Origin of the sequence: Dactylosporangium sp. NPDC000555 (assembly GCF_040300025.1) — a bacterium.
Taxonomy (GTDB): Bacteria; Actinomycetota; Actinomycetes; order Mycobacteriales; family Micromonosporaceae; genus Dactylosporangium.
Genome location: NZ_JBEPDB010000083.1, coordinates 1 through 12,938, shown reverse-complemented (window position 1 = coordinate 12,938; position 12,938 = coordinate 1). Strand labels below are relative to the sequence as shown.

18 protein-coding genes are annotated in these 12,938 nt (G+C 72.5%); 12 read left to right on the top strand and 6 right to left on the bottom strand.

Translation table 11 applies throughout. The features are described 5' to 3' along the window. The 11 genes from gsmA to ABT297_RS34630 all read left to right on the top strand — a co-directional run. A partial coding sequence (gene gsmA, locus ABT297_RS34680; protein WP_350556705.1) for a sporangiospore maturation cell wall hydrolase GsmA occupies positions 1-696 on the top strand: 696 nt, incomplete at its 5' end. 267 nt (positions 697-963) lie between these two features. Then, positions 964-1,587 carry a hypothetical protein gene (locus ABT297_RS34675; protein WP_350556704.1) on the top strand — a complete coding sequence of 208 codons (624 nt, stop codon included), beginning with the start codon at positions 964-966 and terminating at the stop codon, positions 1,585-1,587. 6 nt (positions 1,588-1,593) lie between these two features. Further along, complete coding sequence (locus ABT297_RS34670) at positions 1,594-2,628, top strand: SRPBCC family protein (RefSeq protein WP_350556703.1); 1,035 nt, start codon at positions 1,594-1,596, stop codon at positions 2,626-2,628. Between the two features lie 40 nt (positions 2,629-2,668). Next, positions 2,669-3,079, top strand: coding sequence for a gas vesicle structural protein GvpA (locus ABT297_RS34665; RefSeq protein WP_350556702.1), 411 nt, complete (start codon positions 2,669-2,671; stop codon positions 3,077-3,079). 1 nt (position 3,080) lies between these two features. Continuing rightward, positions 3,081-3,872: a GvpL/GvpF family gas vesicle protein gene (locus ABT297_RS34660; RefSeq protein WP_350556701.1), complete on the top strand. Its 792-nt coding sequence runs from the start codon at positions 3,081-3,083 to the stop codon at positions 3,870-3,872. A 2-nt stretch (positions 3,873-3,874) separates the two neighbouring features. Then, the gene (locus ABT297_RS34655) at positions 3,875-4,138 is read left to right on the top strand and encodes a gas vesicle protein GvpG (protein WP_350556700.1); all 264 of its coding nucleotides are present in this window, start codon (positions 3,875-3,877) and stop codon (positions 4,136-4,138) included. A 20-nt stretch (positions 4,139-4,158) separates the two neighbouring features. Further along, positions 4,159-4,578 carry a gas vesicle protein GvpO gene (gene gvpO / locus ABT297_RS34650; RefSeq protein ID WP_350556699.1) on the top strand — a complete coding sequence of 140 codons (420 nt, stop codon included), beginning with the start codon at positions 4,159-4,161 and terminating at the stop codon, positions 4,576-4,578. A gap of 1 nt (position 4,579) precedes the next feature. Next, positions 4,580-5,020 carry a gas vesicle protein gene (locus ABT297_RS34645; RefSeq protein ID WP_350556698.1) on the top strand — a complete coding sequence of 147 codons (441 nt, stop codon included), beginning with the start codon at positions 4,580-4,582 and terminating at the stop codon, positions 5,018-5,020. Further along, the gene (locus ABT297_RS34640) at positions 5,013-5,807 is read left to right on the top strand and encodes a GvpL/GvpF family gas vesicle protein (RefSeq protein ID WP_350556730.1); all 795 of its coding nucleotides are present in this window, start codon (positions 5,013-5,015) and stop codon (positions 5,805-5,807) included. The genes ABT297_RS34645 and ABT297_RS34640 overlap by 8 nt, the downstream gene beginning before the upstream one ends. Then, positions 5,804-6,019, top strand: a complete 216-nt coding sequence (locus ABT297_RS34635) for a gas vesicle protein (RefSeq protein WP_350556697.1) — start codon at positions 5,804-5,806, stop codon at positions 6,017-6,019. The genes ABT297_RS34640 and ABT297_RS34635 overlap by 4 nt, the downstream gene beginning before the upstream one ends. Then, positions 6,016-6,375: a gas vesicle protein K gene (locus tag ABT297_RS34630; protein WP_350556696.1), complete on the top strand. Its 360-nt coding sequence runs from the start codon at positions 6,016-6,018 to the stop codon at positions 6,373-6,375. The genes ABT297_RS34635 and ABT297_RS34630 overlap by 4 nt, the downstream gene beginning before the upstream one ends. A gap of 19 nt (positions 6,376-6,394) precedes the next feature. On the opposite strand, the gene ABT297_RS34625 is transcribed toward ABT297_RS34630, so the two are convergent. Further along, a complete protein-coding gene (locus ABT297_RS34625; protein ID WP_350556729.1) occupies positions 6,395-7,072 on the bottom strand; it encodes a lysozyme in 678 nt (225 codons plus the stop codon). Between the two features lie 366 nt (positions 7,073-7,438). Continuing rightward, a complete protein-coding gene (nhaA, locus tag ABT297_RS34620; RefSeq protein ID WP_350556695.1) occupies positions 7,439-8,686 on the bottom strand; it encodes a Na+/H+ antiporter NhaA in 1,248 nt (415 codons plus the stop codon). Between the two features lie 186 nt (positions 8,687-8,872). Here nhaA and ABT297_RS34615 point away from each other — a divergent pair, with 186 nt between their 5' ends. Continuing rightward, complete coding sequence (locus tag ABT297_RS34615) at positions 8,873-9,976, top strand: hypothetical protein (protein WP_350556694.1); 1,104 nt, start codon at positions 8,873-8,875, stop codon at positions 9,974-9,976. Positions 9,977-10,006: 30 nt separating this feature from the next. Here the strand turns inward: ABT297_RS34615 and ABT297_RS34610 are convergent, their stop codons facing one another. The 4 genes from ABT297_RS34610 to ABT297_RS34595 all read right to left on the bottom strand — a co-directional run bounded on the left by ABT297_RS34610 (position 10,007) and on the right by ABT297_RS34595 (position 12,169). Continuing rightward, on the bottom strand, positions 10,007-10,231 hold the full coding sequence (locus ABT297_RS34610; protein WP_350556693.1) for a hypothetical protein: 225 nt from the start codon (positions 10,229-10,231) through the stop codon (positions 10,007-10,009). A gap of 53 nt (positions 10,232-10,284) precedes the next feature. Continuing rightward, a complete protein-coding gene (locus ABT297_RS34605) occupies positions 10,285-10,716 on the bottom strand; it encodes an SHOCT domain-containing protein (protein ID WP_350556692.1) in 432 nt (143 codons plus the stop codon). 104 nt (positions 10,717-10,820) lie between these two features. After that, the gene (locus ABT297_RS34600; RefSeq protein WP_350556691.1) at positions 10,821-11,495 is read right to left on the bottom strand and encodes a phosphoribosyltransferase; all 675 of its coding nucleotides are present in this window, start codon (positions 11,493-11,495) and stop codon (positions 10,821-10,823) included. Further along, complete coding sequence (locus ABT297_RS34595; protein ID WP_350556690.1) at positions 11,492-12,169, bottom strand: dienelactone hydrolase family protein; 678 nt, start codon at positions 12,167-12,169, stop codon at positions 11,492-11,494. The genes ABT297_RS34600 and ABT297_RS34595 overlap by 4 nt, the downstream gene beginning before the upstream one ends. Positions 12,170-12,938 lie beyond the last annotated feature (769 nt).

Here is a 12,938-nt window from a genome sequence, read left to right as displayed (position 1 = left end):
GGCCTGGACGGCGCCAGCGTCTCCGAGGGCCTGGACGGCGCCAGCGTCTCCGAGGGCCTGGACGGCGCCAGCGTCTCCGAGGGCCTGGACGGCGCGGGCGTTTCCGAGGGCCTGGACCGCCCGGGTGGCGACATCCTGTTCACCTGCCGCGCGAAGGGCCCGTCCTGCACCCGGCCGCGGCCGTCGGCGGAGCCGCCGCCCGCCGCGACCGAGCCGGACGGCACGATGACCAACGCCGAGTTCATCGCCGCGTCGGTGCCCGGCGCGCAGCAGAGCCGGCGGGAGCACGGCGTGCCCGCGTCGGTCACGATCGCCCAGGCGATCCTGGAGTCGGGCTGGGGCCGCAGCGCGCTGTCGACCTTCGACCGGAACTTCTTCGGCATGAAGTGCAACGGGCAGGGCTCCTACGCCATCGGCTGCCGCACGCACTCCACCAGCGAGTGCACGCCGGCGGGGCAGTGCTTCCCGACGACGGCCTCCTTCCGCGTCTATGCCAGCGCGGCGGACTCGTTCCGCGACCACGGTGCGACGCTGGCCACGAACCCGCGGTACAGCACGGCGTTCGCCTACCGCGACGACCCCGACCGGTTCGTCGCCGAGATGCACAGGGCCGGCTACGCCACCGACCCGCAGTACACCGTCAAGCTCACCGGCATCATGGCCAAGTACGACCTCTACCGCTACGACCTGTCCTGAACGGATCCTGAGCAGACCCGCATCCCCTCGATCGCCCGGTGGCGGCCTGCCTGCCGGCTCCGCCCGCTCCGAGTCCGTTCCGACTCGTTTGCCGGGTTGGCTCCCGCGGATCTGTTTCGTGCTCGCCGCGCCGGGTACCTCGCTCGATTCGAGCGATTCTCTGTACCCACGGATGCGGGAGACGAGTCCGTGCTCGCCGTCGGCGAGGCCTCTGTCCGGGTGCCGGACGGTGGCGTGGCCGCTGGATCCGGGGCGGAGGGAGGGATCATGAACTGCCGGACGCAGATGTTGCTCGCCGCCGGGGTGGGTTATCTCCTGGGGCGCCAGCACAAGTTGCGTTGGGGGCTCGTCCTGGCGGCCGCCGCAGCGGCCGGGCGGATCAGCGGGCCGGGCGACATCCTGCAGCGGGGGGTACGGGCCCTCAGCGGATCCAAGGAGCTGGGCAGGCTCACCGAGCTCGGTGCCCCCCTGGTGGCGGCGGGCAAGGACGCGGCCAGGACCGCCGTCACCGGTCAGATCGAATCGGTCACCGATCGGCTTCGCGAGCGTACCGATCTGCTGCGCCGGCCCGGTGCCGGGCGCCGGGCTCGCGAGGCGGAGCCGGAAGAGGAGCGGGCCCGGCCGCGGCGTCGTCCCGCAGCGCGCGAGGAGGAGTACGAGGAATACGAGGAAGAGCAGCGGCCCAGGCGTCGTCCCCCGGCTCCGGCGAGCGAGGAGCGATACCCGCAGGAGGAGCGGCCCCGGCGCCGGCCCCCGGCCGCGCGGCGTGCCGAGGAGGGGGACGAGGAGTACGACGAGCCGGACGACGAGGAGCGCGAGGCGCCGTCGGGCGTCGCCCGTTCGCGTCCGGATGCCGAGTCGCGGCCGCCCGTGCGACGGCGGGGCAGGTGATCTGCCATGGCGTCGAAAGCGGACGGCCGTCTGGGGACGGGAATCGGGCAGAAGGTCACGGAGCTGCTGCTGGACGAGTTGCGCAATCTCGCCTCGGCCGCCGGTGAGCGCGTGCTGGCCTCGGTCGGTGACAAGGTCGGCTCGGTCACCGAGCGGCTGACGGAGTACGCGCAGGGCAGCGGCAACACCGGCCTCGTGGCGGCGGTGACCGGTGCGAAGAAGATGGCCGAGGGGCGCTCCCCGGCCTCGGCGCTGTTCAGCGGCGGACTGGCCGGCATCAAGGAGAAGGTCAAGGGCCTGTTCGGCCGGGGCAAGGGCAAGGGCGCGAACAAGAACTTCAACCGCAAGGTCACCAACATCGTCGAGACGATCGACGTCGGTGTCCCGCTCCGGGTCGCGTACAACCAGTGGACGCAGTTCCAGGACCTGCCGAGCTTCATGAAGAAGCTCGAGAACGTCAAGAAGGAGTCCGACGAGAAGAGCAACTGGAAGGCGCAGGTGTGGTGGTCGCACCGGGACTGGGAGGCGACGATCGTCCAGCAGATACCGGATTACTGCATCGTGTGGCGGTCCAAGGCGGCGAAGGGGCGCGTCGACGGCACGGTGACGTTCCACGAGCTGGCGCCCAACCTGACCCGCATCCTGCTGGTGCTGGAGTACCACCCGCAGGGCCTGTTCGAGCAGACGGGGAACCTGTGGCGGGCCCAGGGCCGCCGCGCGAGGCTGGAGTTCAAGCACTTCCGGCGGCACGTCATGACGCGCACGATCCTGAACCCGGACGAGGTCGAGGGCTGGCGCGGCGAGATCCGCGACGGCGAGGTCGTCAAGGACCACGAGACGGCGCTCAAGGAGGAGCAGGAGCAGGAGCAGCAGGGCCGCGCGGAACGGGGCGAAGAGGAGCCCCGCGAGGAAGCGCCGGAGGAGGAAGAACCCGAAGAGCCTGAGGAAGAAGAGCCTGAGGAAGAGGAAGAAGAACCTGAGGAAGAACCGGCGGAGCAGGAGCCGCCGCGACGGCGGCCGGCGCGAGCGCGGGCGAGATGAGCCGGCTCGCGGCCACACGGCAGTTTAGGAGTGACGAACCATGACCACGGCTGTGCAACCGGCAGGCGGCGGAGCGATGGCGCGCCCGTCCTCGGGCACGCTGGCCGATGTCATCGACACGATTCTCGACAAGGGACTGGTCATCGACGCGTTCGTGCGGGTGTCGCTGGTCGGCATCGAGGTGCTGACCATCGACGCGCGCATCGTGGTGGCGAGCGTCGACACGTACCTGCGTTTCGCGGAGGCGGTGAACCGGCTGGACATGTCCCACGACAAGATGGGTTTGCCCGAGCTTGTCGGCGACATGGAACAGGGCGGCGCCAAGCGCAAGGCGAAGGGAGCCCTCGAGGGCGCCGTGGAGAGCGCCGGAGAGACGTTGAAGGACCTGCTCGGTGACCGTCGGGAGCCGGAACGGGTTTCCCGGCGGGGCCGCCGGCCCGAGGAGGAGTGACATGTCCGCGGCCACTGAGTCGGTCGAGGCCGAAGGCACAACGAGAACAGGCGTCTACGTGTACGCCGTCGTGCCGTCCGATGTCGAGGTGGACCGGGAGGCCCGAGGCGTGGGCGACCCGCCGGCACCGGTGAGGCTCGTGCGGCACGATAGGGTCGCCGCCCTGGTGAGCGAGATCGACGTCGAGCGTCCGCTCGGCCGGCCGGACGAGCTCTTGGCCCACGAGCGGCTCCTGGACGCCACCGCGGCGGAGGTACCGGTGCTGCCGATCCGCTTCGGCGCGGTCGTGGCGGACAAGGCTGCGGTGGTCGACGAGTTTCTCGCGCCCTATCACGACGAGTTCGACGCCGCGCTGCGGGAGCTCGACGGCAAGGCCGAGTACGTTGTGCGGGTCCGCTACGTCGAAGCGGCGGTGCTCGGGGAGATCATCCGGGAGAATCCGGAGGTGGCGCGATTGCGTGAGGCGATCCGCGGCACGCCGGAGGACGTGACCCGCAACGAGCGCCTCAGGATCGGCGAGATCATCAACCAGGCGATCGAGGCCAAGCGCCAGGCGGACACCCGGACGCTGACCGAGGCGCTCACCCCGCTCACCGCCGGGGTCAACGTGCGGGAGCCGTCGCACGAGCTCGACGCCGCCAACGTGGCCGTCCTCGTGGAGACCGCCCGCGAGGCGGAGTTCGTGAAGGCCGTGGAGAAGGCCGCGCGGGACTGGGACGGCCGTGCCACGCTACGCCTGCTGGGTCCCGTCGCGCCGTACGACTTCGTCACGGCGCTCAAGCCGGAGGCGTAGCCGTGGGACTGGTCTCGGGGATCCTGACCCTGCCGCTCGCGCCGGTCCGCGTCGTCCTCTGGCTGGGGGAGGTGCTGCGGGACCAGGCCGAGCATCAGCTGTACGACCCGAACGTGATCCGGCGCCAGATCGAGGAGCTCGAGGAGGCCCGGGCCGACGGGCGCATCCGCGAGGAGGATGCCAACCGGCAGGAGGAGGAGCTCCTCGGCCGGCTGCTGCGGCCGTCCGGCGCCGGAGGCTCGACGAGAGCCAGCGCAGGTGATTAGGGGGCGGACAAGTGCCCGACGTGCGGAGAGCTCGCGACGCGCGAGCCGACGAGAAGTACTACGACGAAGAAGCCTACGACGACGGGTCGTACGAGGGCGACGTGGACTCCACCGACGAATACGTCGAGCCGAGGCGGCGTGCCCGAGCGCCGGCTAGGACACGCCGGGAGGAGCCGTCGCCCATCGACATCGCGAGGGCCGCCCTCGAGCACATCGCGGGACTCACGGGAAAACGGACACTGGGCGTCACGTCCCTGCAACGGGCCGACGACGACGGCTGGGTGGTCGAGGTCGAGGTGCTCGAGGACAGCCGCATCCCGTCGTCCGGCGACATCCTCGGCCTCTACCGGACCAGGCTCGGCGCGGACGCGACGGTGCTCGCGTTCAACCGGATCCGGCGGTACACGCGGGGCAGGGGCGACGTCAGCGAGGTGGCGTGACATGAGCATTGCGCGACAGCCGAGCTCCATCGTCGGTCAGCAGCCCGGCGGCGCGGCCGTCTCCGGCCACGAGCCGGCGAACCTCGGCGACATTCTTGAGCGCGTACTCGACCGGGGCATCGTGATCGTCGGCGACATCCGGGTCAGCCTGCTCGACATCGAGCTGCTCACGCTCAAGCTGCGGTTGGTGATCGCATCCGTCGACACGGCCCGGCAGATGGGCATCGACTGGTGGGAGCGCGATCCGTGGCTGTCGTCGCGTTCCCGGGAGGCGCAGCTGGAGGCGGGCGCCGAGCGGCACGGCGAGCTGGAGCCGGGCGAGCGCCGGCGCGAGGAGCTGGGCCCGGGTGATCGGCGGCGCGAGGAGCCGGAGACCGGCGAGGCCGGCGTGAGCGAGCGTCGCCCGCGGCGGTACGCGGCCGGGCGTGACGACCATGACTGAGGACGTCGGCCTCTGGCTGCACGCCGTGACCCGCGAACTCGATCCGGCCGCGGTCGCCGGCCACACCGGGGTCGGCGGCGGGCCACTGCGCGTCGTCGAGGCCGCCGGGCTGGCGGCCGTGGTGAGCCCGGTCGACCTGAACGAGTTCGGCGCGGAGCCGATGCGCCGCAACCTCGAGGACCTGGCCTGGCTGGAGACGGTGGCGCGGGCGCACCACGGCGTCGTCGACGCGGCCGCCCGCCTCGGTCCCGTCGTCCCCGCCCGGCTGGGCACCGTCTACCTCGACGAGGCACGGGTCCGGGCCGTGCTGACCGAGCGACGCGCCGACTTCGTCACGGTGCTGCGAAGGATCGCCGGCCGGACGGAGTGGGGCGTCAAGGCGTACACCGTTCCCGGCGCACCGGCGGCGCCCGCACAAGCGGCGGCGGCAGGCGGCGGCCGGGCCGGTGCGGGAGCGGCCTATCTGCGCCGGCGCCGCGCCGAGCTGTCCGCCGGCGAGCAGCGGCAGCAGGCCGCGCTGGACAGCGCCGAGGAGGTGCACGCCGTGCTCGCCGGTTGTGCCGAAGCGGCCCGGCGGCATCCGCCCCAGGATCGCAGTCTCAGCGCAGAGCCGGGACTGATGCTCCTCAACGGGGCGTACCTGCTCGACTCGGCCCGTGCCGAGCAGTTCGGCGAGACCGTGGCCGCCCTGGCCGACCGGTTTCCGGCGATCCGCCTGCAGCTGACCGGGCCCTGGCCGCCGTACTCCTTCACCACGATCGACGAGGAAGAGGAAGCATCGCGATGACGTCGGGCACCCGGCCCGCAGCGCTCGTACCCGAACGGTACGCGTTCGTGGACCTGCTCGACCGGGTGCTCGCCACCGGCGTCGTCATCACCGGCGAGGTGACGCTCTCGATCGCGGACGTCGACCTCGTCTACATCTCCTTGCGCGCGCTGGTGGCGTCGGCGGCAACGGTCGCCGGGCCGCCCGTGGACGGCGAGGCGGAACCTCGATGAACCAGCCCCGCGGCGACGCCGGACCGCCGGCCGAGCACCGTCCCGCAGGACCCGGGGAGTCGGCGTCGCCGTCGCGCCGGCCGCGTCAGCGGATCGAGGTCGACCGGGACTCGGTGGAGCGCGGCTTCGCCGGCCTGGTGCTCACGATCGTCGAACTGCTGCGCCAGCTGATGGAGCGGCAGGCGCTGCGCAGGGTGGAGGTCGGTGATCTCACGGACGAGCAGATCGAGCGCATCGGGTCGACGCTGATGGCGCTCGAGGAGCAGATGACCGAACTGTGCGAGCACTTCGGGCTGACGCCCGACGATCTCAACATCGACCTCGGCCCGCTCGGTCCGCTGTTTCCCCGCGAGTGATGCCGCCGTGAGGGCCGGTTCAGCAGGTGCCGTTGCAGGCCAGGACCTTGAGCCGGTCGAGTGCGCCATTCCACTGGTTGGAGTCGCCGGCGAAGGGTCCGCTGCTGGAGTACTGCCAGAACGACCACGTCGGGGCGCCGGCCGGAAGCGTGCCGGGGGAGCTGCTGTACCGGGCGATCCACAGTGGAGAGTTGGCCCAGAAGCCGCTGTAGTTGCCGGTGCAGGTGCTCCACCAGTCGGTGGTCGTGTAGATGACGGCCCACCGCCCGGTCCGGGTGTGGTACTGGTTCAGGAACGCGCGGATCCAGCTGACCATGCCGGACTGGGAGAACCCGTAGCAGGTCGCGCCGTACGGGTTGTACTCGATGTCCAGCGCGCCGGGCAGGGTCTTGCCGTCCTTGGACCAGCCGCCGCCGTGGCCGACGAAGTAGTCGGCCTGCGCGGCGCCGCCGGACTTGTTCGGGAGCGCGAAGTGGTAGGAGCCGCGGATCATCCCGATGTTGTACGAGCCGTTGTACTGCTGGGCGAAGTACGGGTTGGTGTAGGACGTGCCCTCGGTCGCCTTGACGTACGCGAATCGCGAGCCGGCGTTCCACTGCGCCGACCAGTTGACGTTGCCCTGGTAGCCGGACACGTCCTGACCGTATGTGACGGTGGCGGCCGATGCGGGGCCGCCGATCAGGACGCTGACCACCATCGTGGCCGCCGCGGACAGCGTCGCCAGTGCGCCGAGCCGTCGATGGGTCACGGTGCGCCTCCTTCTGGGAGTTCCGGGGTGACTCCCGCCTGTTCGGCGAGGAGCTTTGCTGATTAGCTCACGCCCGTCGAACAGTTTCAATAGATTGTCATCGAAGTCATGAAGCGATGCAGACCGATGTATAGACTGCGCCGGGGAGGCTGGTGCATGGCCCGTCTCAGCCGTCGTGATGTCCTGCGCGGCGCTCAGGCCTCGGTCGAGCAGGTCTCGACCGCCGGTCGCGGTGCCGGGGGTGCCGCCCGCCGGCCGGTGCGCTGCCCGAGCCGCACGCCGCCGTGGCCGCCCGCCCACTGAGCCGCCGTCGGTTCAGCTAGGCTGATCGTCAGCGACCTCGTCACCGGAGGTCACGGCGCGGGCGCGGTCGGTGGAGGACGGCTGTGGCGGGCGACGGCGGATGCGCAGCAGCAGCGTGGCCGCGACGGCGGAGACGCCCGAACCGACCAGGATCGCCAGGCGGACGTGGTCGTCGCCGGTGCTGCCGGCGCCGAACGCCAGCTCCGCGATGAGCAGCGACACGGTGAACCCGATGCCGGACAGCAGCCCGGCCGCCACCATGTCCCGGCGGCCGAGACCGACCGGCGGTGCCGCGCCCGCAGCGCGGCGGGCCAGCCACGTCGCGGTCAGCACGCCGACCGGCTTGCCGAGCGTGAGGCCGAGCAGGACCCCGAGCGCGGCCGGATCGCGCAGCGCGGCGCCGAACGCGGCGGCGCCGGCCAGGGGTACACCGGCGGCGAAGAACGCGAAGACCGGCACCGCGACGCCGGCCGACACCGGGCGCCACCGGTGCTCCAGCCGGGCCGCGACGCCGGGCTCGGCGCCCGCACGCACCGGGACGGCGAACGCCAGCAGCACGCCGGCCACGGTGGCGTGGACGCCGGATGCGTGCACCAGCAGCCAAGTGCCGGCGGCGAGGGGCGCGAGCAGCCAGCCGGTGCCGCGCCGGGGGCGGCGCAGCAGCCAGGCAAAGGCGGCCAGCGGCAGGACGGCCAGCAGCAGCGGCAGCACCGACAGGCCGGCGGTGTAGAACACGGCGATGACGACGATCGCGAGCAGGTCGTCGACGACCGCCAGGGTCAGCAGGAAGGTACGCAGCGCCGACGGCACGCGCGGGCCCGCGAGCGCGAGCACGGCCAGCGCGAACGCGATGTCGGTGGCCGTCGGCACGGCCCAGCCGCGCAGGTCGCCGGCCGGCGCGGCCGCGTTCCACCCGACGTAGATCAGCGCCGGTACGACCATGCCGCCGACGGCCGCGGCGACCGGCACCACCGCGCGGCGCGGGTCGCGCAGGTCGCCGGCGACGAGCTCACGCTTGAGCTCCAGCCCGGCGACGAAGAAGAACACCGCCAGCAGCGCGTCCGCGGCCCACGCGGCGAGGGTGAGGTCGAGGTGCCAGGCCGCCGGGCCGATGCGCAGGTTACCGAGCCGCTCGTAGCCGGCGGACCAGGGCGAGTTGGCCCACGCGAGCGCGAGCCCGGCACCGACGAGCAGCAGCACGCCACCGGCGGTCTCGGTGCGCAGCATCCCAGTGACGAATCGGGCGGCTTTGCCGGGCATGAGACTCCCTCAGGGGTCGGTCGACACGAACGCCGACCAGCCTTCCCGGCACACCTGTTGTTGCGGTCCATCCCTCGCGGACTGCTGCCACTGTACGGGATTGCTCAGCCAAGCGGCCACCGGCTGAGCCCGGCGGGCCGCGCGGTACGGTGGAATACCGAGTCCCCTGCCGGCGGGCCTGTCGCCATGGTTCATGCCATCCTGACGTCGGTCGTAGGGCTGCTGTCCGTGGCGGTCGTCGTGCTCACGGCGCTGTCGGCGGCGCACACCCTGGTGGTACCACGCGGGACCGCGGTGCTGCTGACCCGGTGGGTCATGGCCGCCGTGCGGGCGGTGTTCGACGTGCGGCTGCGCTCGGCCCGCACCTTTCGCGAGCGGGACCGCATCCTGGTGCTCTTCGCGCCGGTGACGCTGCTGTCGCTGCCGGCCGTCTGGCTGAGCCTCACGCTCGTCGGGTTCGCCGGCCTGTACTGGTCGCTGGGCGTGCACCCGTGGCAGAACGCCTTTCTCGACAGCGGCTCGTCGCTGCTCACGCTCGGCTTCCACCAGCCGGAGGGCGTACTCACCGGGGCGGTGCAGTTCGTGGAGGCCTCGCTGGGCCTCGGGCTGCTCGCCCTGGTCGTGAGCTACCTGCCGGCGCTGTACGGCAGCTACTCCCGCCGGGAGGTGCTCGTCACCGCGCTGGAGGCCGAGGCCGGCTCCCCGCCGTCGGCCGTCCGCCTGCTGGAGCGGCTGCTGCAGGCCAACGGGATCGGGCTGCTCGACGACTACTGGCGCGACTGGACCCGGTGGTTCAACGAGCTCGAGGAGACGCACTCGTCCAACCCGCTGCTGGTGTTCTTCCGGTCCCCGTCGCCGCAGCGGCACTGGGTCACCGCGGCCGGCGCGGTGCTGGACGCCGCGGCCCTGGTCACCTCGACGTTCGCCGCGCCTGACACCCAGCCGTCGCACGCCCGGCTGTGCCTGCGCGCCGGAAGCCTGGCACTGCAACGGATCGGCGACTACTTCCACATGCCGGCCGGCCCGGTCCCGGCGTCGCCAACCCTGATCGCGGTCAGTCGCGCGGAGTTCGACGCGGCCTGCGACCGGCTGAGTGCCGCCGGCGCCCGGTCGGGGGCGGACCGCGACCGGTGCTGGCTGGAGTTCGTCAGGCGCCGGGCCGGCTATGAGGCCGCCCTGCTGCGGTTCGCCTCGCTCACCACCGCGCCGTCGGCACCGTGGTCGGCGGACCGGCCCATCCCCTTCCACCGCCTGCCGATCACCGGTCGGCACGCCGAGCCGTGGCTGTAGGCGGGTCGGCCAGCGTGCCCGGGACACGGCTCAGACCAGCTGCGCGGTCAGCCCGGCCGCGAGCACCTCGGCCTGCACGTCGGTGATCTCCTCGCCGTACTCCCGCACCAGCTCGGCCTTGGTGTAGATGATGTGCCCGTCGGCCTCCTCGGCCTGCGGGACGAGGTGCACGTCGTCGTCGGCCACGGCCAGTGCCGGGTCGGCGTCCGGGGACTGCGCGAGCGCGCGGATGTCGTCGGCGGTAATCGTCGTCATGGCCAGAGGCTGCCCGAGCCGCGGACGGCGCAAACATGGCCGGGCCGCCCGGGTCACCCCCGCGGCCGCGCGACGCTGCCGTTGGACCCCAGCAGCACCGACTTGGCCCGGTCGTACTCCGAGTCGGTCAGCACGCCGCTCTGGCGCAGATCGGCGAGCTTGGCCAGCTCGTCCGCCGAGCTCGTGGCGCGCGGGGCGCCCGGCTCGTTCACGACCTCCCGGATGTACCGGCGCATCTGCGCCTCCTGCTGACGGGCCCGTTCGGCGGCCCGCTCGTTCATCGACCGGCCCCGCGCGATCAGGTAGGTCAGCGCCCCGATCCACGGCAGGACGATCAGGAAGATCGTCCAGCCGGCCTTGCCCCAGCCGGACATCGAAGAGTCCCGGAACAGATCCGCGAGGATGCTCACCATCAACCAGATCCAGGCGAACACGAGCATGAACCAGATGGTGGAGACCACGATCTGGCCGAACGTGATGTCCATGGCCCACCTCCAGCGGCGGGTGAGGGCCCGGGCTGACCTGACATCCTCAGCGTGGTTCCCCCGCGACTCGAACTCATCCCCCGGCACGGGTGAGGCGCGGTGTTTCAGTGGGCCCGGTGGGTCAGGCACCGGTCGACGTCGTCGTCGGTGAGCTGCTCGAAGCTGTCGTACCACTGCCCGACGGACCAGAACGGATCGGGCGCCTCCAGATAGAGCACCGCGTCGGTGTCCCCGGCGAGCGCGTCGCGCGCCTGCGGGGAGCAGACCGGGATGGCGAGGATCAGCCACCGCGGCCCCCGGGCGCGCAGCCAGCGCACCGCCGCGCGGGCGGTGACCCCGGTGGCCAGCCCGTCGTCGACCAGCACCACGGTGCGACCGGCGACCGGCGGCGCGGGGCGTTCGCCGCGGTACCGGCGGGCGCGGCGGCGCAGTTCGGCGCGCTCACGCTTGACGATGACGGCGAGGTCCGCCGGGGTGAGGCCGAGGTAGTCCAGCGCGTCGTGGTCGAACTCGGCGGGCCCGTCCTCGGCGATCGCGCCGACGCCGAACTCGGGATGCCGGGGCGAGCCGATCTTGCGCACGATCAGCACGTCGAGGTCGCCGCCGACGGCACCGGCCACGGCGGCGGCGATCGGCAGGCCGCCGCGCGGCAGGCCGAGCACCAGCGGCCGGCCGGCGCGCGGCGCCTCGGGTGTCCCGGCCAGGTGCCGCACCACCAGGTCGGCCAGTTCGCCGCCCGCCGTGGCCCGGTCGGCGAAGGTGCGGTACGACGCCCTCATGCCCGGTCGCTCCGCCCGGTCGCGGGCACGAGGTGCGCCGCGAACCACTCGCCGGCGTGCCGGGCGACGACGTCCAGGGCGCCGGGCTCCTCGAACAGATGGCTGGCGCCCGGCACGATCCGCAGTGCGACGGGGGCGGTCATGGCCGCCCGGGCCTGCTCGTTGAGCTGCAGCACCGTGCGGTCCAGCCCGCCGACGACGAGCAGCGTCGGCGCGGCGACGCCGGCCAGCGCCTCACCGGCGAGGTCGGGGCGGCCGCCGCGGGAGACCACGGCCCGCACGACGCCGGGCCGGGCCGCGGCGGTGACCAGCGCGGCGGCCGCGCCGGTGCTGGCGCCGAACAGCCCGAGCGACAGCCCCGCGGTCTCGGGCCGGCGCCCGGCCCAGTCGGCGATGCCGGTGAGCCGCCCGGCGAGCATGGCGATGTCGAACCGCAGCCCGCCGGTCAGGGCGTCGTACTGCTCCTCGTCCGGGGTCAGCAGGTCGGCCAGGAGGGTGGCCAGGCCGCGCCGCTGCAGCGCCGCGGCGACCGCCCGGTTGCGCGGGCTGCGCCTGGAGCTGCCGCTGCCGTGCGCGAACAGCACCAGGCCGGCCGTGTCGTCGGGCACGGTCAGGTCGCCGTCGAGGTCGACCCCGGCGGCCGGAATCCGCCACGTCGTCGCCGTCGCGCTCATCTCGATCCCTCCCGCGGGCGCGGACCGGAGGCCCGCTCGATCCCAAGACCTCAAGAGGTTTGGCTACCCGCCCAGGAGGCGTCCATGCAGTCGCGTATCGGCACGCCGGGACGGTGTCACCGATGGTGGGCGGGCTGGCGGTGGCGTGGGGTGCGCCAATGGCTGGTGAGCAGCGCGGAGCCGCGTTCGCCGGGTGCACGTTGGTGCGCAGCAGCGCGTTGTAGGCCCGGTTGTCCGGGGCCAGTCGGGTGCGGCGGTCGATGGCCAGCAGGCACGACACGTAGCGGACCGGTTCCCTCGGCACGTCAAAGGACGGCGCGATAGGCGACCATGGATGGCAGGGCCCCGACAAATTCGAGTTCTGTCCGTTTCGGAACGCCAACCGCGATCCGGCCCCTGTTCGTGGGCCTCTGAGCGGCAACAGCACGGTGGGACAATTCGGACATCTTGCAACTTTGCCGGGCCCTGTCACGGATGGAGTCCTCATCCGTAGGTGGATCTTGTGGCAATGCCGTTCAGATAAGGCTGTCTGGGCAGGCCAGTGATGGTGTGGGTGGGCCGGGATGGCGGGTGGTCCGGTCGGTGGGGCGTTTGACGCGGTAGGCGTTGTGTCGGGCGCGTTTGATGACGCGGGGGCAGGTCCGGTCGCGGCGGGGTGGGTTGGGCTGGCTGCGGATTTCGGTGAGCGCGTCGGTCAGGGCGTCGGAAAGGTGTTCAGGGGGTGATGGCCGCCTGGTCGGTGATCTGGCGGCGCACGACGCGGAGGCCT